Consider the following 19399-nt stretch of genomic DNA (forward strand, 5'->3'; position numbering starts at 1 on the left):
AACTTCCTAGCCCAAAAGCAAGATATTGATGAATTTTTCCGTACTTCTCTTGAAACAGCTATGAATGATCTGCTTCAAGCAGAGTTATCAGCCTTTTTAGGGTATGAACCTTACGATAAATTAGGCTATAATTCTGGGAATAGTCGTAACGGAAGCTATGCACGGAAATTCGAAACCAAATATGGGACTGTTCAGTTGAGTATTCCTAGAGATCGTAATGGGAACTTTAGTCCAGCTTTGCTTCCCGCTTATGGACGTCGAGATGACCACTTGGAAGAGATGGTTATCAAACTCTATCAAACCGGTGTAACGACTCGAGAAATTAGTGATATCATCGAGCGAATGTATGGTCATCACTATAGTCCTGCCACAATTTCTAATATCTCAAAAGCAACTCAGGAGAATGTCGCTACTTTTCATGAGCGAAGCTTAGAAGCCAATTACTCTGTTTTATTTCTTGACGGAACCTATCTTCCCTTAAGACGTGGAACCGTTAGTAAAGAATGTATTCATATCGCACTTGGCATTACACCAGAAGGACAGAAGGCATAGAGCTCTTCATTATCATCCCCCATGAACTCCTCTATTGTCATTACTTGAGCAAATTCATCGTGTAAGGATACTAGATTTATGGTATGCAGGACCTCTGGATCTATCAAATGACCATCTAAATTGGGTAGGGCAAAACTGGCCGTTGCATCTGAAATAAGTGACGTCTTAAACCCTAAATTAGCCGCCATGCGAGTTGTGGTAGACACACAGTGTGGCAAGGTAAAGCCTGCAATAACTAACTTATCAATTCTTTTATCTCTTAAATAGCTCTCTAAATTCGTCCTAATGAAAGCGCTATTAACTATCTTTTGGAAAACAGGTTCACTTGGGTATGGTTGAAAGCCATCTTTAAAATCTTGACCTTGAGATTCGTGAAAACGTGATTGAGTATTCGTGTATACATGTTGAACATGAAGTACTGGCCATCCCCTTTCTCTAAAAAAATTAAGCAATTTTTGGGAATTCACTTCAAGCTGAGGGTTATTACGTTCTCCCCATGAACTATTATCAAAGGCCCTTTGCATATCAATCATTAATAATCCTTGCATTTTTATTCTCCTCTTTTACACCAATCTTCCAACAACTTATTTGCATCCTGACAACTATCAAAATAAGGAGTTATCAGTTGAAAGCCTTCCATTAGTTGATCTAGTAAGTCATCCCTAGTCAAGCTATCCGTCACAGGGACATCATATTTAACCAAGACCTTTCGAACACGACCAGCTTTGACTGCTTCTTTGAGCATCTGACGATTCGCTTAAGTCCCTTCCACACGATGACTGACACCATCTTCCCATCTTCTTGAGCAAGATAGTAAAGTGGAAAAGTAATCGGTAAGTCTAGGACCTTATATTGCTTCGCTAGAGTAGTATCAGATTTTTTCCGTTCGACAAAGTTCACTTCAACTGATATTCCCCAATCTTCAGCTTAACCGTATAGTCGAATCGCCATAGCAACATCATCTAAACTGTTCCTCAGGAGCTCTGTAATAGCACCAGAAATGTGGACGGCATACTTTTAGCCCAATTGCTGACACGATCCATTTTCATGGGGTCTAGACGCTCCTCTAGAGCTTTTGATAAGAACTGTATTTCCCTTATGAGCAGCTTGTCCCAAAGTTTTGAGAGCTTCCATATCAAACCTGATGTGGCTCCGCCTTCTCAGGTTTGATATACTTAACTCCTTGTTTGGATAAATAAGTTTGAACATTTTCTAACATCGTTTTCTCCTTACAATACCAAAAGACCAACCCGTAAAGATTCTATTCTGGTTGGTCTCTTTTTTATTTACGTTTACGAGCAATCAAGTGGATTGGTGTTCCCTCAAAGCCAAAGGCCTGACGAATTTGATTTTCCAAGAAACGCATGTATGAGAAGTGCATAAGCTCTTCTTCATTGACAAAGATAACAAATGTTGGTGGTTTAACCGAAACTTGTGTCACGTAGAAAATCTTAAGGCGTTTCCCTTTGTCAGTTGGTGTTGGGTTGATGGCGATGGCATCCATGATAACATCATTCAAGACAGCCGATGAAATACGACGGTTTTGACTCTCACTGATGCGTTTGATCATCTCTGGTAACTTGTTAAGACGTTGTTTCGTCTTAGCCGATACAAAGACAATTGGGGCATAGCTCAAGAATTGGAACTGATCACGGATATCTGCTTCCCAGTTGGCAACGGTGTGGTTGTCCTTCTTAATCGTATCCCATTTGTTAACTACGATGATAATCCCTTTACCAGCTTCATGGGCAAAACCAGCAATACGCTTGTCATACTCACGGATACCTTCTTCGGCATTGATAACCATAAGGACAACATCAGAACGATCAATGGCACGCATAGAACGCATAACAGAGTATTTTTCTGTATTTTCATATACCTTACCAGATTTACGCATACCAGCGGTATCAATCATAGTATACTCTTGACCTTCACTGTCCACAAAGTTTGTGTCAATGGCATCACGAGTCGTACCAGCAATAGGACTCGCAATCACTCGGTCCTCGCCTAAAATGGCGTTAATCAAACTTGATTTTCCGACGTTTGGACGCCCAATCAAACTGAAACGGATGATATCTGGATTTTCTTCTTCGACTTCTGTTGGAAGATTTTCAACGATAGCATCGAGAACGTCCCCCGTACCAATACCATGAACAGATGAAACTGGATATGGATCGCCAAGCCCAAGAGAATAGAAATCATAGATATCTGCACGCATTTCAGGGTTATCCACTTTATTTACCGCCAAGATAACTGGCTTGTTGGTCTTATAGAGAATACGGGCAACGTACTCATCCGCATCTGTCACGCCTTCCTTACCTGAAACGACAAAGACAATAACGTCTGCTTCAGTCATGGCAATGCCAGCTTGGTGCTTAATCTGTTCCATGAATGGGGCATCGACATCATCGATACCACCTGTATCAATCAAGTTAAACTGACGATTAAGCCACTCAGCAGAGGTATAAATACGGTCACGTGTTACCCCTTCAACATCTTCGACGATAGAGATACGTTCACCCGCAATTCGGTTAAATAGGGTCGACTTCCCAACATTTGGGCGACCCACGATAGCAACTGTAGGTAATGTCATATATTTAAGTCCCTGATTAAATTAGGGATTCCTTTCTTCATTTAGCAATCTAACTTCCACCAAGGAAAGCAAACACGCTTGTTCTTTATCATTATTAGAATCACCTTAACGGCGATTAACACCTTTCAAGTGAACCTCTTTAGCTAAAAAACGAATACGTTCCATCACACGTTTGGCCTGCCAAGTCTCGTCTCCCTGACGTCCATTTGATAGCTTAGCTTCTAAGTCTGCAAAACTATAGTTGGATGTGAAGAAGGTCGGTAGCTCCTCAATCATGCGATACTGGAGAATGACTTGCAAAACATCGTCTCTAATCCAAGAAGAGAATTGCTCTGCACCAATATCATCTAAAACTAGAACTTCTGCTTCTTTGACAGCATCAATTTGTTCCTTCACAGAGCCGTCCTTGATCCCATTTTTAACATCAATAGTAAAAGATGGGTAATGAATAATGGTCGTAGCAACCTTCTTCGTCTCTGAAAGTTCGTGGGCCATAGCAGCCAACATGAATGATTTCCCAACCCCCATATCTCCGTAGATATAGAGGCCTTTCTGGTCTGGACTAGGGTAATTAGCTACAAAATCAACAAGTGTCTCAAAGGTATCAACACGAGCGACATCATCTAGTGCAATATCAGCAAAGGTAATCTTGCGATAGGACTGAGGCAAGCTCACCAAGTTAATCCGCTTAGAAATAGCCTGTTGTTCTTGTTGCTCCTTAAGCTGACGCGTTTCCTTATAGGTTACGTCAGCGTAGCCTTCATTCATGGTCAGAATCGGCTCATACCCTTTGGCAATGTAGCTGACATCACCTTCTTTGACCTTACGGCATTCCACCAAGAATTGATTAAACTTTGGAAGACTACGCTTGATTTCGTCCTGGCTTAAGCCATGTTCTTGAATAAAGCCAGCCACTCTTGGATCCGCCAAGATTTGCTTGGTCAAATCTGTTGCATTACCAGACCCATGATATCCTGTTCGGTTCAAGGTTTGTCCAACTCTTTCCATAGGCTACTCCTTTCCTTCTTCTAGTTTAGCCAAAGCACGGCGTCTAATTTCGTCTAACTTGGCTTGGTCGGCCTGACTGGTTTGATTATCGTAATCAGGATCACTCCAGCTAGGTACATTTGTTTTCTTCTTAGAATCATCTTTTGCCCGCTGTGATTTTTTGTCGTAACCACTACGCAAAGCCAAAAGCCCTTGTTCAGCAGTAACAATCTTCTTAAAGTCAAAATCGTTGGCAACTTTAGAGATATACTCTCGATTCACATTTGTTGAACGTGTCCGTCCCAAACTGTAGGCAACCATGAGATTAATGACCTCATCCATAAAGCCTCTTTGTGCCAAGTCTGTGAGAATTTTTTTCTCAGAATTAGTCACAGTCCCGCCTGGACCCTTAGCACTCTGTAAGTAATCAACAGGTTTTCCAGATTTAACAGCTTTAAGAATCTTTTTCTCTGTCTCCGTCAATGCAGAATCACCACCCAATTTTTGAGCTTGAGCTTGCTCTAATTGCACTTGCATACGCTTAACAATAATCCGGTGGTTCACGGCTGTCTTTTTTGACAAGAGATAGGTATCATACCAATTCATGTCATAGGTTTCAGACAACTTATAGATTTCTGGAACATCTGTCTTTTCATCTGTAAATACAAGTCCATCAGCCTGCATACGATTCCTGAAACTGATTAAATCAAATGAATTTTTAGGCTTAATTTCAGAAACAGACTTTTGAGCCAAACGCTCATCAGTAAAAACATCCGAAAAACGTTTAGATAAGTCTTGTAAACCATGTAAACTCGTCGGTTTTAAAGCATCCACTGCTGGCTCACCAATTTTTTGCTCTAGAAGTGAACTATAAACCGCATGTTTTAGAAACTGCTCGATAGATAGGGGAGACTTAAGCTCCACAACATAAATTCCCTGAGGAGAATGATAGAAAGCCAACAAGTCTACCGCTGTTAGGACCGCCAGGGATTCCTGAAGAGGCTGCATACCAAAGTTAAGATGATTCAGAATAGTAGCAAATTTATGACGATGATTACCATTATCATAGAAAGCCACAAAATACTGATAGAGTGCGTATCCCTCACCCCCAATAATGGGATAATAACAACGCATCAAACTTGCCTGATCGGGAACGATAACCTGATTGCCAACATAGACAAATTCTTCAATAGGTCTCATTTTTTAGACTCTTTTTTCGCACGGACAGTCTTGGTGATTTCTTGAAGCAATTCTTCAATCTCATCAACATCTTTGAAAGAACGGTAGACACTAGCAAAACGGACATAGGTAATTTCATCAAGATCTGCTAGTTCTTTCATGACTAAATTCCCAATGACCTCACTATCAACCTCTCCATCATGGTTACGGCGAATGTTTTGCTCTATACGGGTGATGGCATTTTCAATATCCTCACTTGAAACTGGACGCTTCTGAGCACTCATCAAGATACCATTGAAAATCTTATCGCGAGAGAATTGTTCACGAGTACCATCTTTTTTGACAACTAAAAGTGGAACTTCTTCCACACGCTCAAATGTAGTAAAACGGGCATGACAAGCATCACACTCTCGACGACGACGAATGGTATTTCCATCCTCTGCCTGACGGCTATCGATAACATTAGATTTATTATGTTGACATTTTGGACAACGCATGCACTTCACCACCAATCTTCGAAATTCAGTACTCTATTTTACCATAAAAACACATAAAAAGCACGCCCTTAACGAGACGTGCTCATTGATTGAGAGTTAGTATAAATCTCTTGTAAATTGACTTAACCTTCAATTTGAGGTGTCGTAGTTTCTGACTCTGCAAAAGGAATGTAGAGGTCAAAACGTGTACCCACACCAAGTTCTGAACTGACATCGATATGGCATCGATAAGCTTCCACAATTTGATAGAGGATTGATAAACCAATACCCACACCAGATTGGGTTGTCGTACGATTACGCGCCTTATCTGAACGATAGAAGCGTTCAAATATATGTTCAATATCTTCTTTAGAGATACCCTCACCATTATCCTGTACCTGTACCAGCATCTCATCTTCCAGAGCCTTGATAGTAACCTGGATTTTCTTATTAACAGGCGAATACTTGACCGCATTATCAATCAAAATAGTAATAACCTGTTCAAAGTGCTGGCTGTAAATCTGTGCTGGACGATCTGAACCCTCAGAATCATTGAGGTAGAATTGGTAGTCGTCATGTAGGACACGGAAATTCCCAATAACCGTACGGATTGAAGAATTCAAATCACATGTATCATTTCTATGATTGTCAAATGACCCTTTAACACGAATAGAATCCAACATATCGTTAATCATAATCGTCATACGGTTGGCTTCGTGACTTGCAGCTTCAAGACTTTCTTCAAGGATTTCAGGATCATTTTTACCCCAACGTTGCAAGAGGTCCATATGTCCTTTAATAACTGCAATGGGAGTACGTAATTCGTGACTGACGTCACTCAAGAAACGCATCTGCATCTGATTATTTTCTTGAATTTTATCCATCATACAGTTAAAGTTAAGTGCCAAAGCACCAATCTCATCATGACTCTCAATCTTAGATCGAAGCTCCAAATCACTTGGCGAATCGATAATAATACCCATTGTTTCGTGTAACTGCCTCATCGGACGAAGAATAGATGTCAAGACAACTACAATTACTGCAATAACTAAGACCGTCATTCCTACTTCAAGGAATATCAATAGGAAAATTAAACGCTCTTTTAACGCATAGTAGAATTTCAAATCATGGAAAACTTGAGCATACCCAACAATGGTCTTCTTATCCTTGCCATAGATTGGAACTTGTAGTAAGAAACCACGTTTACCTTTATAGGAAACCAACTTCAGTTTATTGACCTCAGACATGCCTGGAGGTGAGTCTGTATCCTCCTCAGAAGTAAAGATAAAAGTTCCCTTTTTGTCATAAACATAGACAGACTGGTTGGAATATAATCTATTAGAAACCGCAACTTGACCATCTAAGGAACGCTTTTCAGAAAGCACTCCATTAATGATTGATGGATAGATATTTTTCGGTGAATAAAAGGCCGCTAAAAGCGGCTCTGGACTCAACTCTTCATCAGAGTCCCAGTCCTTTTCGATATAAGTAACAACTTTTGAGATTGTATTATTTACATTTTGACGTTCACGTTGCAAAAGAAGCGTATTGGCTGAAAATACAACAACCAGAGTGAACATCGACAATACAAGAAAGAAGACCACAGCAGTTGTCATGGTCAACTTTTTTCTAATGGTTACTTTACCAAATAATTTACTCATCTTTCACGGATAACGTAACCCATCCCTCGTACTGTTTGAATGTATGATTCCTTACCTGGAATGTCGATTTTCCCACGTAAGTAACGAATATAAACATCTACAACGTTTGTTTCAATTACGTCATCATATTTCCAGACTTGAAGCAAGAGTTCCTCACGGGTCATTACTTGGTTCATATTGCTTAAAAGTGTGTTCAACAAATCAAACTCACGTTTTGTCAATGGAATTACCTCATCACCGCGAACAACTGCACGGTTTTGAACATCCAATTTTAAATCGCGATAGGTTGACGCTTTAGCTGGTACCTTCTTAGTAGCTTCGATATCTTGACGACGGAAGGTTGCACGAATACGTGCCAACAGTTCTTCAATCGCAAATGGTTTTATAATATAGTCATCAGCTCCACGATCCAAACCAGCAACAATATCCATGATTGAGTCGCGAGCTGTCATCATCATAATATAAGTATCTTTTTCTTGTTGGAGACGACGTGTCACTTCGAAACCGTCCATCTCAGGCAACATAAGGTCCAAGAGAATCAGATCGAAATCTTTCTCAAGTGCCATTTCAAGTCCTTCGCGTCCGTTGTCCGCTGTCACAACGTCGTATCCTTCGTGTTGAAGTTCAAGAGAGACAAAACGAGCAAGGTTTCTCTCATCTTCAACAATCAAAATGCGTTTGCTCATAATAAGTATTTACCCTCTTTGTATAAAAAATTTTTTGGCTTCCATTTCCTCAAAAAGTATTTAGGTTTAGCCAATGAATACATCCGAAAATTAGCTTATAATGACAGAATAATACAGATTTTTAAAATTGTCAAACATTTTTAGTTTGTTTTTGAATTAATTGTCATCAAATAGTCCATTCAATTGAGCAAAAGGATTACTTGCCTCTTTCTCCCCTTGTTTAAGAGCTGCAAAATCCTCTTCTGACAAGACTTCCCAGTCATTACCTGAGAGCGAAGTTTGTCCTGATTTCTCTTCAGGTGTCAGCACTCTCAAAGGAATATTAAGAAGAATATTATCTAAAATACTCTCATTAAGGTCAATAGTATCGTCATTCAAGATAAGAACTAGATTTTCCTCGACTAATTCCTTTTGAAGAGCAGCATCCGCCTCTTGTATAAAGGTTTCCGAGACTAGGTAATTGAACCCAAGTGTCGCAGGCTCAAGTGAACGACTAGATGGCAAAGTAATATCATAGCTAAGTTGATAATCTAAGAGATATAAGCCATTATCATAGACTACTTGACCACTTGCTTGAAGTTGTTCAAGATTTAAAACTTGGTCATAGCGTTCTTTAATTGACTCCAACAAAGAAGGTGCTTCATTAAAGGCTAGCCCTTCTGGAGACTTTCTAACTTCTGAAAGATAAATCATTTTCAATCCTCAAATTAAATTTTCCCATAGGAATCTATTTTCAATCCATAAGACCATAATCCCCTATATTCACTTTTCATTAAAGCGAGTAATTATGATTTTAGACTTAATTAACATTATATCAGATTTTTTTAAAAAAATAACAGCTTTAATATTACATAATTTTAAACTTATGAGGTTTTTAGTAGCTTATTAAAAACTGGTTCTTACCTAATCTTAAACAATCTTTTCCATTAGATGAAAGGGATTAATTATGGTAAAATAGGGGCATTGAAACTAGATAAAAGGATTGTAAAATGACACCTGAAGATTTTTACATGGCTTTGAAAGAACTAGGGTTCGATCTTAGCCAAAAACAAAAAGACCAATTCCAACGCTACTTTGAGCTTTTGGTAGAATGGAATGAGAAAATCAACCTTACTGCAATTACAGACAAAGATGAGGTTTTCCTCAAACATTTCTATGATTCTTTGGCTCCTGTTCTTCAAGGGCATATTAAAAATCAAAGTATTCGACTTCTGGATATCGGTGCTGGAGCTGGATTTCCAAGTCTCCCTATTAAAATTCTTTGTCCTAATCTTGATGTGACAATCATTGATTCTCTTAATAAACGCATCACTTTCCTTAACTTCTTGTCTGATGAACTTGGACTTAGCGGTGTTCACTTCTATCACGGACGTGCTGAAGATTTTGGACAAGATAAGGCCTTCCGTGCTCAATTTGATATTGTTACTGCCCGTGCCGTTGCACGTATGCAAATTCTCTCAGAATTAACTATTCCTTTCTTAAAGGTCGGAGGTCAACTTATTGCACTTAAGGCTGCCGCAGCTGACCAAGAGCTAGTCGATGCTAGAAATGCTTTGAACGTTCTTTTTGCTAAACCTATTCTCAACGAAAACTACAAGCTGCCAAATGGTGATGGTCGTAATATTACCATTATCGATAAGAAAAAAGAAACCCCAAACAAGTACCCACGTCGTGCTGGGATTCCTAATAAGAAACCACTATAACGTTTATCCAAGAATGTTTTCTTACTCCTAGGATTCTTATTTCTCCTTATGATAACTCGGAGGTTCTCATTGATAAATCGTCTTTCAGTCACGCAAAAGCTTGTACTCAGCTTTGCCTTTGTCATTATAGTGGGGAGTATTTTACTTAGTCTTCCCATAAGCCATTATGCTAATAGTCCAGAAACAAGCTACCTAGATCATCTCTTCAATGCTGTGTCAATGGTCTGTGTAACTGGGCTTTCCGTTGTTCCTGTCAGCAAGGCTTACAATGGCTTTGGTCAGATTATCTCTATTCTCCTTATACAGACGGGAGGACTTGGACTAGTCTCTCTTATAGCCTTTAGTACCTATACTCTTAAAAATAAATTAGGATTAAGTGATCAAGATCTCCTTCAATCCGCACTTAGTAGGGATAACCAAAAAGATTTGAAAGCTTATCTTTTCAATGTATATAAAATAACTTTTTCTATTGAAGCTTTAGCGGCACTAGTAATTATGACTGATTTTATTCCTCGCTTTGGACTTGGTCATGGCATTTTTAACAGTCTCTTTCTAGCTGTCTCTGCTTTTTGTAACGCTGGCTTTGATAACCTAGGAACTAACAGTTTACAAGATTATGCGACCAATCCAACTATCAACCTCTCTGTGGCTTTTCTTATTATGTCTGGAGGCTTAGGTTTTGCAGTTTGGATTGATTTAATTCAAATGATTAGACGCTATATTAAAGATCGCCCTAGAAACTGGAAATTAGCAAGTAGACCTTTCAGTAATCAAAGTCGTCTTGTGCTTATAAGTACAAGCTGTCTCCTCTTAGGCGGAACCCTACTTGCTTGGTTTTTGGAAATGGATAACTCTAAAACTATCGGTACTCTCAATGTCTGGCAGCAACTTTTGGTAAGTTTCTTTCAGACTGTAACCATGCGTACCGCCGGTTTTGCGACTATTTCCTACACCAATGCTAATTTTACTTCAAACCTTCTTTTTATGATTCAGATGTTTATTGGGGGTGGTCCTGGAGGAACTGCCGGTGGTATCAAGGTAACCACCGCCTCCATCATGTTTCTTCTTTTCAAGTCGGTGCTTTCTGGTAACTCCAGAGTTGTTTTCCGAAATCGTATTATCTCTAATAAAACTGTTATGCAAGCATTCACTGTTATCCTATTTTACCTAATCATGCTCTTAGTCGGCTATGTTATTTTGCTTCAGACTAACCCTACTCTGTCACCACTAGCTCTACTTTTCGAGAGTGTGTCAGCTATTGCTACCGTTGGGGTGTCTATGGATCTGACTTCTAGTCTTAACACCATGGGACGTCTTGTTATCATGGCTCTGATGTTCATTGGCCGTGTCGGACCTATTACTGTTCTCTTGAGCTTGATGACAAAAAAAGAAAAACATGTCTCTTATGCCCCTACTCATATTTCAGTCGGCTAAACTATTTTATTAATTGACAATACTCTGAAAGGATTTTATATGAAAACACAAATTATTGGTGTCCTCGGTTTGGGAATCTTTGGACAAACACTTGCAACCGAACTCTCCTCTTTTGGACAAGATGTCATTGCCTTGGACAACAACTCTACAACAATTGATTTCCTTGCTGATCAAGTGACTAAGGCCGCTGTTGGTGACATTACTGACATTGACTTTCTACGTTCCGCTGGTATCGATACTTGCGATACAGTCGTTATTGCAACTGGAGAACACTTAGAATCTTCTGCACTGGCGCTCCTACATTGTAAAAAACTCGGCATTACAAATATTATCGCCAAAGCTACAAATAACAATTATGAGGAAGTCCTTTACGGAATGGGGGCCAATTTGGTCATCACTCCTGAGCGTAGCACAGCAAAAGACTTGGCTTCAAATATACTTCGCTGTAACATTTCAAGAATTTTTCATTTAGAGGATGACGTGGCTTTAATTGAGTTAAAAATTCCTAATGAATGGGCTGGAAAGTCGTTGCATACTTTAAATCTAAGACAAACTTATAACGTCAATGTTATTGGTTTTAGAAATGAGGAAAATGGTAAGTTAAACACTCACTTTGACCCAATGAATAGACTCCCTAACGAAGGAACTATTCTAGTAGTCTCCGACAATCGAACACTAGAAAAATTCGATTATTTAGGATATTTGAAATAAATTGACTTAGATAGACTAACATTTCTTGAATACCTAGATAGTTATTGTTAGCTACTTCAATATCAAAGTCCTTACCATGTTTTGCAAAGCAGTTAGAGAAATGACAGTCTTCACCATGATAGATTAGGCCACCCAGTGTCTCAAGTACATCCTTAACAGCCCTAGGTGCCCTTTCTCCATTAGACACGTAAAAAAACATTGGTCCTTATAACCAATGTTTTTTAATGTTTCTAAGAATTCAAACTATCTTAGTTCATACCTTTTACTTTTTCAACGATATTTTCTACTGTAAAGCCATATTCTTCAATAATTTTAGCAGCTGGAGCTGAGGCACCAAATGTATCAATTCCAATCACAGCACCGTCTAAACCAACATATTTATACCATGGTAGACTTGCTGCCATTTCGATTGCTACACGACGACGAACTGCATTTGGAAGAACTTCCTCTTTATAGGCTTGATCCTGTGCATCAAAGACATCTGTTGATGGAACACTCACAACACGAACTTTGTAGCCTTCTGATTCCAAAGCTTTTGCTGATGCTACTGCAAGATTTACTTCTGAACCAGAAGCAAGGAGAATAGTATCAAAATCTGCTGCTGTTTCATGAACAACGTAAGCACCTCTTGAAACTTTATCAAAATCTGTTCCTTCTTCAACAGTCAAGTTTTGACGTGTCAAAACAAGCGCCGTAGGTGTTGATTTAGAAGTTACAGCTTGATACCATGCAGCTTGTGTCTCACGCGCGTCTGCTGGACGATAAACATTAAGGTTTGGAATAGCACGAAGTCCAGCTAGATGTTCGATTGGTTCATGGGTTGGGCCATCTTCACCAACTGCAATAGAGTCGTGAGTAAAGACATAAGTAACTGGAAGTCCTTGAAGTGCAGACAAACGAACTGCTGCTTTTACATAGTCTGAGAATACGAAGAAGGTACCACCGTAAACACGAAGTCCACCATGGAGAGACATACCATTCAAGATTGCTCCCATCGCAAACTCACGTACACCAAATTGAATGTTACGGTTAAGACGATGTTCATCATCTTGTAGACCTTCAGATTTAATGTAAGTCATATTTGAGTGAGCCAAATCCGCAGAACCACCTAGGAATGTTGGCACTTTATCAGCAATAGCATTCAAAGCATCTTGACTTGAATTACGAGTTGCTTGTGAATAACCATTTTCAACAGCTGGGAAGTCTGAAGATTGGAATTCAACTGCATCCTTACCTTCAAGAATGCGTGCAAGTTCAGAACCAAGTTCTGGGTAAGATTGTTTGTACTCATCTACCAAAGCAACCCAAGTGTCATAGGCCTGACGACCACGATCAACTGTATTTTCCTTGAAATCAGCATAAACTTCTTTTGGAATTTCAAATGGAGCATGGTTCCAACCCAAGTTTTCTCTTGCAGCTGCTGTTTCATCTGGTCCAAGAGGAGCACCGTGAACACCGTTAGTTCCTTGTTTATTAGGAGCACCATGACCAATGACAGTCTTAACCTCGATCAAAGATGGTTTACCACTTGCTTTTGCACTTTCAATAGCAGCGTTGATAGCTTCAATATCTGTTCCATCTTGAACAAATTCAGTGTTCCAACCATAAGCTTCATAACGTGCACGTACATCTTCAGTAAATGAATCTTTAGTTTCACCGTCAAGATTGATATCATTTGAATCGTACAAGACAATCAATTTATCCAATTTTTGAAGACCAGCGTAAGATGATGCTTCGGCCGAAACGCCTTCCATAAAGCAACCATCCCCCGCAATAACATAAGTATAATGGTCAAAGATTGGGAAGCCTTCCTTGTTGTATCGAGAAGCCAAGAAACGTTCAGCTTGTGCCATACCGACAGCCATAGCAATACCTTGCCCAAGTGGACCTGACGTAGCATCTACACCAACTGTATGGCCAAATTCTGGGTGACCAGGTGTCTTAGAACCCCATTGACGGAATTGTTTAAGCTCTTCAATGCTCAAATCTTTAAATCCTGACAAATGGAGGAGCGCATAAAGAAGCATTGAACCATGACCTGCTGACAAAACAAAACGGTCACGATTAATCCAATTTGGAACTTCAGGATTGACATGCATTTGTCTAGTAAACAAAGTGTAACCCATTGGTGCTGCACCCATTACCACACCAGGGTGGCCAGAGTTAGATTGGTTAATCGCATCTACCCCTAGAAAACGGATAGCATTTACTGAAAGGTTAGACATAATTTCCTCCTTAATAATATCAAGACTCTTTTAGTTACATCAATACACCCTTCATTATATCACAGAAACGTTTTCACAATAAAGTACTTTATCGAAAATTTCATACAAATACCGTTCAAAAATTGGGAATAAAAAACTAAAAAAGCTCTGAAGATACTATAGACATCTCAGAACTCTTTCGTTTATTTAAAACTCACTGAAAGAAAACTTCAAATCCATGGATTGTAAAAACGCCCATGGTTAAGATAAATCAACTCCAGACTAATTCCCAATAAAAGAGTAGCTGATACGATTACAAGATAATCTTGTTTAGTCAAGGATTTGTGTACATACCATGTACGTTTTTTGTATCGACCAAATCGTCGTAACTCCATGGCTGTCGATATGGTATCAATTCGTTCGAGGGATGAAAAAATTAGAGGAAGAACAATTTGGAGATTCCCACGAATACGTTTGACCAATCCCGCCTTTTGCGACAAATCCAAACCACGAGCCTCCTGAGCCTTACGAATCGTAAAGAATTCTTCTTGAACATCTGGAATATAACGCAAGGTTAAACTCACGGAATAGGCAAATTTATAAGGAACCCCAATTTGATTCAGGCTAGCCGCAAACTGACTCGGATGAGTAGTCATGAGAAATAGAATGGCAAGAGGGACCGTTGAAAAATACTTGAGCAATAGATTTGCAAGGTAAAAAAGCTCCTGACTGGTTAGATAGAAACGCCCCCAACCTTCAATAATAACTGTCTTAGCCCTGTAAATTTCTTCACCATAGCCAGGTGCGAAAAGGTAGACCATAAGTAAATTAAAGAGAGCAATTGATCCAATAATCTTAACAACGAAAGAAATATCTCGCCAACGAATCTTGGCCAAGTTAAAGAGATAAATAGAAAGTAAGCCTACTGCTAGAATAAAACGTGGGTCATAGGTTGCCATACAAGCAACTGAAACCAAGATAAAGAAAAGCATCTTACTTGCCCCAGACAAATCATAGAGGAAACCTTGACCTGACTGATAACCAATTAAACGATTAGACATTAGGGCCTCCTTTTTCGATATAATACTGGGTTACTTCTACTGGATTACTTGACAATTTCTGACCCAAAGTATACAGAGATGTCTGCTTGAGATTAGCTGACTCAAGTAAATCCTTCTGATTAAGAATTGTAACAGGATTGTCGTCTGCAATGATTTTCCCCTCAACCACAACGAGACAACGATCGCTATATTCCAACATGAGCTGCATATCATGAGTAATCATCACAATGGTATGACCTTGCTTCTGAAGACTGTCCAAGAAATTCATGATATCTGTGTAAGTCTTGTAATCTTGACCAGCCGTTGGCTCATCCAAGATAATGATTTCAGGTTTCAAAACCAAGATAGATGCAATGGTCACGCGCTTTTTCTGACCAAAGGAAAGCGCAGAAATGGGCCATTTACGAAAACTATATAGGCCACAAGTCTTCAGGACCTCATGAACACGCTCTTCAACCTCAGTCTCTTCAATTCCTCGCAAGCGCAAACCAAGAGCCACCTCATCAAAAATCATAGTTTGGCTAATCATCTGATTTGGGTTTTGCAAAACAAAGCCTATACGCTCTGAACGCTCGGCGATGCTATCCTGACTGATATCCTGACCCTTGTAAGTTAATTTCCCTTGACTAGGGACAAAACCGCATAGAGCTTTAGCAAGCGTCGACTTTCCAGCTCCATTTTTACCGACAATCGCTAGTCGCTCACCTTTTTTCAAGCTAAAAGACATATCCTCTATAATCGCTGGATTATCCCCATAGGAAACGCTAAGCCCCTCAACCTTCAAAATAGAATCACTTGAACTGTCTCTTTTAGCTTTCAAAACGCTATCTGGGATACCTAATCCAGACAAATCCAAAGCATCTAGTTGGCTAAGATTTTGTGCTCTAGTTGTATCAAATCCCAACTGACGTAAAACCGTCACATATAGAGGTTCGCGAATCCCATTTTCCAGTAAGAGAGTACTTGATAAAAGCTCATCTGGGCTACCGTTAAAGAGAAGTTGCCCATCATTGACTAGCAAAATACGGTCAACGGGACGATAAAGAACATCTTCTAGACGGTGCTCAATAAGAATTGTTGTAGCTCCCACCTCCTTGTGGATTTTATCAATGAGGTCAATGGTTTCCTGTCCTGATTTAGGATCTAAATTTGCTAGAGGCTCATCAAATAAAAGAATAGGGCTCTCATCAATCAAGACTCCAGCCAAACTAACTCGTTGTTTTTGGCCACCTGATAAGTCTTGAGGGCGGTGATTAAAAAGAGAAGTCAAGTCTAGACGTTCAGCCCAGAGTGCTACCTTATCCTTCATCTCACTTTGATCAGCACAATCATTCTCCAAAGCAAAAGCCAAATCCTCGGCTACTGTTAGGCCAATAAACTGACCATCTGGATCCTGCAATACCGTAGATACCGACTGTGACTTATCATAGATAGATTGCTTGAAAATATCCTGACCATCTATCCTTACCTGGCCTTTTGCCTGACCTTTATGGATATTAGGTATGATACCATTGAGACACTGAGCAAGGGTCGACTTTCCGCTACCAGAAGGGCCTAAAATGAGCACTTTCTCGCCTTTGGCAATATCAAAGCTGATATCTTTAAGCGTCGCTTCTGCTTGCGCATCATATTGAAATGTAAACTGATTAAAACTAATGTACTTATCCATGTTTCCACTAATAAAGAGAGGAGATATCAAAGCAAACTGACAGTCCCACTCTCCTATGATTCATGCTAGTCTTTGGTAAGACTACCAGATTGTGTACGTGAACTAGCATAGATGGCAAGAAGGAGTGTTCCCCCAATTGCAATTGTAATAAAGTTAGCTACGCCAGCTACAAAACTTTGTGCATAAAGATATGACCAGGCTTGAGCAAATTGGATTTTATCACCGATTGGCGTAACTACACCATAAGCAATAAGCAGTCCTAATGCTTGTGCTAGGTTGAACCAAATCATACTCATTACAGAGAATTTACCCATTGTTACATCATATTTTTTACCAAATAGGCCAATAACAAGACCTGTAATACCACTTGCAAGAACCCAAGCCCATGAGATATTTCCGTATTGAATACCATCTTTAAGCGCATGTCCAATGAAGCCCATAAAGAAACCTGTAATAGGCCCAAAAATCACTGAGAATAGAGCTTGAACAGCATACTGAAGTTGGATGCTGGTATTCCCAAAAATAGGAATATTAACAAACATACCAATGATAATAAAGAGTGCTGCACCGATACCTGTCGCAACTACTGTACGAATTGAATTATTTTTCATAATCTCACTTTAATCTCCTAAACGTTTAATTTCAATGTGCCAGTTAGACCCTACACCAACATTATAGGCCTTGGCAAAAGACCCCTGGTTTATGGCTAGACCGACACGATAGAGGGAATTGATATAAATAATTGGCTGACCTATACGAACATCCGCAAACGATTTCCCATAGGTAACTTGGTTTTGGTAGACCAACATATCATTGTTAAAGATGGTCACCTCGAATCGATCACCAAAGTTTGGTTCTAACGCATAAAAGTCATCACGTGTGATAGAGGTCCAAAGAGAGCCGAAACGGACGTCCAAAATGTCAATCGCACCACGAACTAGATTTTCCTCTATGATGGTTTCAACCACTGGAAACTCTAGAATTTTGTCCACAGGTAACTCAGGACCTACTTCTTCAAAACTGATGTGACCAGAAGCTAATTTTGCACCTGTATAGGCATAAACATCACGACCATGGAAGGTATAAGACAGCTCCGTATTACTACGACGATTCTCAACTTCTGAAATTTCACGGACAGCAACGATACCAACAACCTTCTTGATATAAGAAAGTGTTCCATTGTCTGGTGTGACGATATATTGTCCCGTCTTTGTTAAGGCAACAACACTTTTACGTGATGAGCCTACACCCGGATCAACTACCGAAACAAAGGTTGTTCCCTTTGGCCAGTACTCGACAGTCTGAAACAGACGATAAGAAGCTTCGAAAGTGTTGTAGGGAGTAATGTCATGTGTAAGGTGATGTACTCCCAAACTAGGTTCTTCTTGAAGGGCCACACCAATCATGGCCGAAACAGCACCGTCAACCAAACCAAAGTCTGATTGAAGCACTAATAAATTATTAGTCATAAATGTTTCACCCTTTCTCTTTGAATGGTTTATTATACTATATTTTATGGGCTTTTTAAAGATGATAGATCCTTGAGCTAGCTATAGTCTTTGGCTATGTTTCCCTCTAAAATCAAAAAGTCAGCCCAACAGGCTGACCATGTAGTAGTTATCTAAGATTTCTTCCAACGACTTTTTTCTGCCACTGCTGTAAAAAGAACATCTGTTGACGAGTTGAGAGCTGTTTCACAAGAGTCTTGGATGACACCGACGATAAAGCCGACACCAACAACTTGCATAGCTAAATCATTTGAGATCCCAAAGAGGCTGCATGCTACGGGTACCAAGAGGAGGGAACCTCCTGCAATACCTGAGGCACCGCAAGCAGAAATAGTTGAAACCACACTAAGAATAAAGGCTGTTGCAAAATCAACCTCAATTCCCAAAGTAGTCACTGCAGCAAGCGTCAAAACATTGATTGTCACAGCCGCTCCTGCCATGTTAATAGTTGACCCTAGAGGGATAGAAACCGAATAGGTATCAGGATTCAAGCCAAGGTCCTCACACAATTGAAGGTTAACGGGGATATTAGCCGCTGAAGAGCGAGTAAAGAAGGCTGTAATCCCTGAATCTTTCAAGCAACGGAAAACCAATGGGAAAGGATTTTTACCCATCATCACAAATGCAATGATAGGATTAATAACCAAAGCAACAAAGGTCATTGTTCCAACTAAAACAAGGATTAAGGCACCATAATCTGCCAAAACACCAACGCCATTCTTAGAAATAGTATCAAAGACAAGACCAAGGATTCCAAATGGCGCTAGATTAATAATCCAACGTACGATTTGAGAAGTTACTTCTGCTAAGGTATGCAGCAATTCTTTAGTGTGCTCACTAGCTGTTCGCATGGCAAAACCAAAAACGACAGACCATACTAAAACACCAATGTAATTGGCTTGAGACAAAGCGTTGATAGGATTGTCTACCATTTTAAGCATCAAATCCTTAAAGACCTCACCGACCCCTTGAGGT

At 39.7% G+C, this 19399-nt stretch carries 17 protein-coding genes and 3 pseudogenes; 4 read left to right on the forward strand and 16 right to left on the reverse strand.

The features are described from left to right. Positions 1-549 (forward strand): annotated as a pseudogene (locus NST05_RS10850) (IS256-like element IS1191 family transposase); the annotation flags it as partial. On the opposite strand, the gene NST05_RS10855 reads toward NST05_RS10850, so the two are convergent. The 9 genes and pseudogenes from NST05_RS10855 to NST05_RS10895 all read right to left on the reverse strand — a co-directional run bounded on the left by NST05_RS10855 (position 510) and on the right by NST05_RS10895 (position 8827). After that, a complete protein-coding gene (locus tag NST05_RS10855) occupies positions 510-1100 on the reverse strand; it encodes a cysteine hydrolase family protein (protein ID WP_084828489.1) in 591 nt (196 codons plus the stop codon). The pseudogene NST05_RS10850 and the gene NST05_RS10855 sit on opposite strands and share 40 nt — an antisense overlap. A gap of 2 nt (positions 1101-1102) precedes the next feature. Continuing rightward, positions 1103-1771, reverse strand: a pseudogene (locus NST05_RS10860) (HI_0552 family protein). A 63-nt stretch (positions 1772-1834) separates the two neighbouring features. After that, a complete protein-coding gene (gene der, locus NST05_RS10865) occupies positions 1835-3145 on the reverse strand; it encodes a ribosome biogenesis GTPase Der (protein ID WP_084828488.1) in 1311 nt (436 codons plus the stop codon). A 105-nt stretch (positions 3146-3250) separates the two neighbouring features. After that, a complete protein-coding gene (gene dnaI / locus NST05_RS10870; RefSeq protein WP_084828487.1) occupies positions 3251-4153 on the reverse strand; it encodes a primosomal protein DnaI in 903 nt (300 codons plus the stop codon). Positions 4154-4156: 3 nt separating this feature from the next. Continuing rightward, the gene (locus NST05_RS10875; protein WP_084828486.1) at positions 4157-5332 is read right to left on the reverse strand and encodes a DnaD domain protein; all 1176 of its coding nucleotides are present in this window, start codon (positions 5330-5332) and stop codon (positions 4157-4159) included. Continuing rightward, complete coding sequence (gene nrdR, locus NST05_RS10880) at positions 5329-5808, reverse strand: transcriptional regulator NrdR (RefSeq protein WP_002949642.1); 480 nt, start codon at positions 5806-5808, stop codon at positions 5329-5331. Before nrdR ends, NST05_RS10875 begins: the two co-directional genes overlap by 4 nt. A gap of 122 nt (positions 5809-5930) precedes the next feature. Further along, the gene (locus tag NST05_RS10885; protein WP_084828485.1) at positions 5931-7448 is read right to left on the reverse strand and encodes a HAMP domain-containing sensor histidine kinase; all 1518 of its coding nucleotides are present in this window, start codon (positions 7446-7448) and stop codon (positions 5931-5933) included. Next, a complete protein-coding gene (locus NST05_RS10890) occupies positions 7445-8134 on the reverse strand; it encodes a response regulator transcription factor (protein ID WP_084828484.1) in 690 nt (229 codons plus the stop codon). The genes NST05_RS10885 and NST05_RS10890 overlap by 4 nt, the downstream gene beginning before the upstream one ends. 156 nt (positions 8135-8290) lie before the next feature. Then, a complete protein-coding gene (locus NST05_RS10895) occupies positions 8291-8827 on the reverse strand; it encodes a DUF177 domain-containing protein (RefSeq protein WP_084828483.1) in 537 nt (178 codons plus the stop codon). Positions 8828-9123: 296 nt separating this feature from the next. Between NST05_RS10895 and rsmG the strand changes: the two genes are divergently transcribed. From rsmG to NST05_RS10910, 3 genes are all read left to right on the forward strand, one after another. Beyond that, positions 9124-9837, forward strand: coding sequence for a 16S rRNA (guanine(527)-N(7))-methyltransferase RsmG (rsmG, locus tag NST05_RS10900; RefSeq protein ID WP_064355625.1), 714 nt, complete (start codon positions 9124-9126; stop codon positions 9835-9837). Between the two features lie 69 nt (positions 9838-9906). Then, positions 9907-11271 (forward strand): TrkH family potassium uptake protein, encoded by a 1365-nt coding sequence (locus NST05_RS10905; RefSeq protein ID WP_081247984.1) that lies wholly within the window; start codon positions 9907-9909, stop codon positions 11269-11271. Positions 11272-11310: 39 nt separating this feature from the next. Beyond that, positions 11311-11982, forward strand: a complete 672-nt coding sequence (locus NST05_RS10910) for a potassium channel family protein (RefSeq protein WP_064355629.1) — start codon at positions 11311-11313, stop codon at positions 11980-11982. A gap of 16 nt (positions 11983-11998) precedes the next feature. Here NST05_RS10910 and NST05_RS10915 read toward each other — a convergent pair. From NST05_RS10915 to sstT, 7 genes and pseudogenes are all read right to left on the reverse strand, one after another. Then, a pseudogene (locus tag NST05_RS10915) lies at positions 11999-12169 on the reverse strand (ascorbate 6-phosphate lactonase); the annotation flags it as partial. A 61-nt stretch (positions 12170-12230) separates the two neighbouring features. Beyond that, entirely contained in the window at positions 12231-14207 is a 1977-nt protein-coding gene (tkt, locus tag NST05_RS10920; protein WP_064355631.1) for a transketolase, read from the reverse strand. A gap of 209 nt (positions 14208-14416) precedes the next feature. Then, positions 14417-15247 (reverse strand): energy-coupling factor transporter transmembrane component T family protein, encoded by an 831-nt coding sequence (locus NST05_RS10925; RefSeq protein ID WP_011680733.1) that lies wholly within the window; start codon positions 15245-15247, stop codon positions 14417-14419. Beyond that, on the reverse strand, positions 15240-16916 hold the full coding sequence (locus NST05_RS10930) for an ABC transporter ATP-binding protein (protein WP_084828482.1): 1677 nt from the start codon (positions 16914-16916) through the stop codon (positions 15240-15242). The genes NST05_RS10925 and NST05_RS10930 overlap by 8 nt, the downstream gene beginning before the upstream one ends. 65 nt (positions 16917-16981) lie before the next feature. Then, positions 16982-17527, reverse strand: a complete 546-nt coding sequence (locus NST05_RS10935; RefSeq protein WP_002946071.1) for an ECF-type riboflavin transporter substrate-binding protein — start codon at positions 17525-17527, stop codon at positions 16982-16984. Between the two features lie 9 nt (positions 17528-17536). Beyond that, complete coding sequence (locus NST05_RS10940) at positions 17537-18385, reverse strand: SAM hydrolase/SAM-dependent halogenase family protein (protein ID WP_084828481.1); 849 nt, start codon at positions 18383-18385, stop codon at positions 17537-17539. A 152-nt stretch (positions 18386-18537) separates the two neighbouring features. Then, a partial coding sequence (gene sstT, locus NST05_RS10945) for a serine/threonine transporter SstT (RefSeq protein ID WP_340743058.1) occupies positions 18538-19399 on the reverse strand: 862 nt, incomplete at its 5' end.

Source organism: Streptococcus sp. FSL E2-3494, from assembly GCF_038007085.1.
GTDB classification, from domain to species: Bacteria; Bacillota; Bacilli; order Lactobacillales; family Streptococcaceae; genus Streptococcus; species Streptococcus thermophilus.

Excerpts from the sequence above, each read along its gene's own strand:
- NST05_RS10855 (WP_084828489.1), bottom strand. The coding sequence starts at position 1,100 with ATGCAAGGATTATTAATGATTGATATGCAAAGGGCCTTTGATAATAGT.
- der (WP_084828488.1), bottom strand. The coding sequence starts at position 3,145 with ATGACATTACCTACAGTTGCTATCGTGGGTCGCCCAAATGTTGGGAAG.
- dnaI (WP_084828487.1), bottom strand. The coding sequence starts at position 4,153 with ATGGAAAGAGTTGGACAAACCTTGAACCGAACAGGATATCATGGGTCT.
- NST05_RS10875 (WP_084828486.1), bottom strand. The coding sequence starts at position 5,332 with ATGAGACCTATTGAAGAATTTGTCTATGTTGGCAATCAGGTTATCGTT.
- nrdR (WP_002949642.1), bottom strand. The coding sequence starts at position 5,808 with ATGCGTTGTCCAAAATGTCAACATAATAAATCTAATGTTATCGATAGC.
- NST05_RS10885 (WP_084828485.1), bottom strand. The coding sequence starts at position 7,448 with ATGAGTAAATTATTTGGTAAAGTAACCATTAGAAAAAAGTTGACCATG.
- NST05_RS10890 (WP_084828484.1), bottom strand. The coding sequence starts at position 8,134 with ATGAGCAAACGCATTTTGATTGTTGAAGATGAGAGAAACCTTGCTCGT.
- NST05_RS10895 (WP_084828483.1), bottom strand. The coding sequence starts at position 8,827 with ATGATTTATCTTTCAGAAGTTAGAAAGTCTCCAGAAGGGCTAGCCTTT.
- rsmG (WP_064355625.1), top strand. The coding sequence starts at position 9,124 with ATGACACCTGAAGATTTTTACATGGCTTTGAAAGAACTAGGGTTCGAT.
- NST05_RS10910 (WP_064355629.1), top strand. The coding sequence starts at position 11,311 with ATGAAAACACAAATTATTGGTGTCCTCGGTTTGGGAATCTTTGGACAA.
- tkt (WP_064355631.1), bottom strand. The coding sequence starts at position 14,207 with ATGTCTAACCTTTCAGTAAATGCTATCCGTTTTCTAGGGGTAGATGCG.
- NST05_RS10925 (WP_011680733.1), bottom strand. The coding sequence starts at position 15,247 with ATGTCTAATCGTTTAATTGGTTATCAGTCAGGTCAAGGTTTCCTCTAT.
- NST05_RS10930 (WP_084828482.1), bottom strand. The coding sequence starts at position 16,916 with ATGGATAAGTACATTAGTTTTAATCAGTTTACATTTCAATATGATGCG.
- NST05_RS10935 (WP_002946071.1), bottom strand. The coding sequence starts at position 17,527 with ATGAAAAATAATTCAATTCGTACAGTAGTTGCGACAGGTATCGGTGCA.
- NST05_RS10940 (WP_084828481.1), bottom strand. The coding sequence starts at position 18,385 with ATGACTAATAATTTATTAGTGCTTCAATCAGACTTTGGTTTGGTTGAC.